This window comes from Oikeobacillus pervagus (genome assembly GCF_030813365.1).
Lineage (GTDB): Bacteria > Bacillota > Bacilli > Bacillales > DSM-23947 > Oikeobacillus > Oikeobacillus pervagus.
This window is the reverse complement of sequence record NZ_JAUSUC010000099.1, coordinates 1-1683: the sequence shown is the minus strand read 5'-3', so window position 1 is coordinate 1683 and position 1683 is coordinate 1. Positions and strand designations below refer to the sequence as shown.

2 protein-coding genes and 1 pseudogene are annotated in these 1683 nt (G+C 34.8%); all 3 read left to right on the top strand.

The features are described from left to right. The first annotated feature begins 243 nt into the window (after window positions 1–243). Complete coding sequence (locus tag J2S13_RS16790; RefSeq protein ID WP_307258970.1) at window positions 244–501, top strand: hypothetical protein; 258 nt, start codon at window positions 244–246, stop codon at window positions 499–501. A gap of 31 nt (window positions 502–532) precedes the next feature. Next, window positions 533–748: a phosphoribosylamine--glycine ligase gene (locus J2S13_RS16785; protein ID WP_307258969.1), complete on the top strand. Its 216-nt coding sequence runs from the start codon at window positions 533–535 to the stop codon at window positions 746–748. A 597-nt stretch (window positions 749–1345) separates the two neighbouring features. Further along, window positions 1346–1609 (top strand): annotated as a pseudogene (locus tag J2S13_RS16780) (recombinase family protein); the annotation flags it as partial. Between the last annotated feature and the right edge of the window lie 74 nt (window positions 1610–1683).

Here is a 1683-nt window from a genome sequence, read left to right as displayed (position 1 = left end):
TTTTTTCATCTAATAAGTGAAAAAGAGAATCCCACTGAAAAGCCGGTAAGTCAGCATTTCAGTGGAATTTTGTATTTGTCGGTGAATAATCTAGGCTAAGTATTATAAAGAATTTGACGGAAATATCAGTACACCTGATACACCGACTGGAAGTCATAGGGTATTTGAAAACCTAGATGACCCAACCAGAAGCTCACATTTTCCTTATGTTCCAAGAAAATAAATATTAAGTAGGTGAGATACTTGAGTAATTTGTTGTATCATGCATATTTGCCTGAAAATCACCAACATCATGTTTCGCTGGAAGAAGTCATGAGTGGTGGCATTAAATATTCTACTAAGTCAAATAATAGATATAGTAATGGTGGCAGAGTGAAATTTGAGATAACAGAACTATTAAGACCTTCCAATACACCTGATTGGCTTAACTTTAAAGAAGCAATAGGTGTTGATATAACAAATCGTTTTTCCAAATCTTTTTGCTTTCCTATTTACGGATAAAATCCTAGTATTTGATGGTGATATTTCCCTTTTGATCTATGACCAAGCATTCTATGAGGATTTTAAAGACTTTGATGAGGAAGCTTTAAATTTTGATACTGGAGAAACTATTGAATATTGGATTAAACTATACTGGAAAAGTATGATGACACTTGAAGACTATTTGATAAAGAAGCCCTATTCAAAGCCAGAAGTGTTAATTTTTGAATCTGTACCCAAAGAAATTATTCAAGTATGCGAAGAATAGACTTGTAAACCTTGATTGGCTATAGCCTTTCAAGGTTTTTTTGCTTTTATAGTTATACGTTTTTATAATCTGATATTTGAATCAAATACTCATGATGGTAAAAAGGAGTATGAAATTGGTTGCAGTGAATTTAAATAAAATGGACCACAATTTGCGCAAGAGAATGATATAGCTCGTGGTGTAAGCAGGAAATACACTGGTACATAAGAAATTGAAAGAATAAAAGTTTGTTTTAGGGAGACATTCAAAAATGCTATGTGAAATTCATAACTCATGAAGGTTGTACCTTCATGGAGTATCCTTTGATTACTTGGAGAACTGAACAAGAACGAGAAAGGGCTAGATGATATTTTACATGGCTGGGGTACTTATGACATGGAATGGCCAACAAACTAACGAGAGCGTTCGTGCACGTGGCGATAAACAATGGGCTATGTGAAAGAGTGTTGTTTTATTGTAAAGGGCAAATAATTTTTGTGTTGTATTTTTACTAGAGACGGTCGTATAATACTCGCTATTCGTTAAAAAGCGTTACGAAAATTACAATTTATATAACGGGAGGGTGAAATATTGAACGTTGTCGGGTATATATGAGTCTTGACTCAAGGGCAAGCTAGAGATGGATACAGCTTGAAATATCAAGAAGATGAAATCAAAGCATACTGTGAAGAACAAGGCTTGAACTTGATCCATATTTTTAGCGATGAAGGAATAAGCGGTGCCAAATTAAATGTTGAAGCATTGGAGATAGACAGGGTGGGCTTACAGGAATTGTTGGCTCACCTTTTGTCTATCCAAGCACAGTATGTGGTAGTGCTCAATACAAGTCGATTTTGGCGGTGTAACCGTCAAGTAGTTTTGAACACTTTTTGCTAATTAATTTTGAACACTTTTGTTATTAAAATTCCCCCACCCTAGTCAAATGAGAGAAGGGA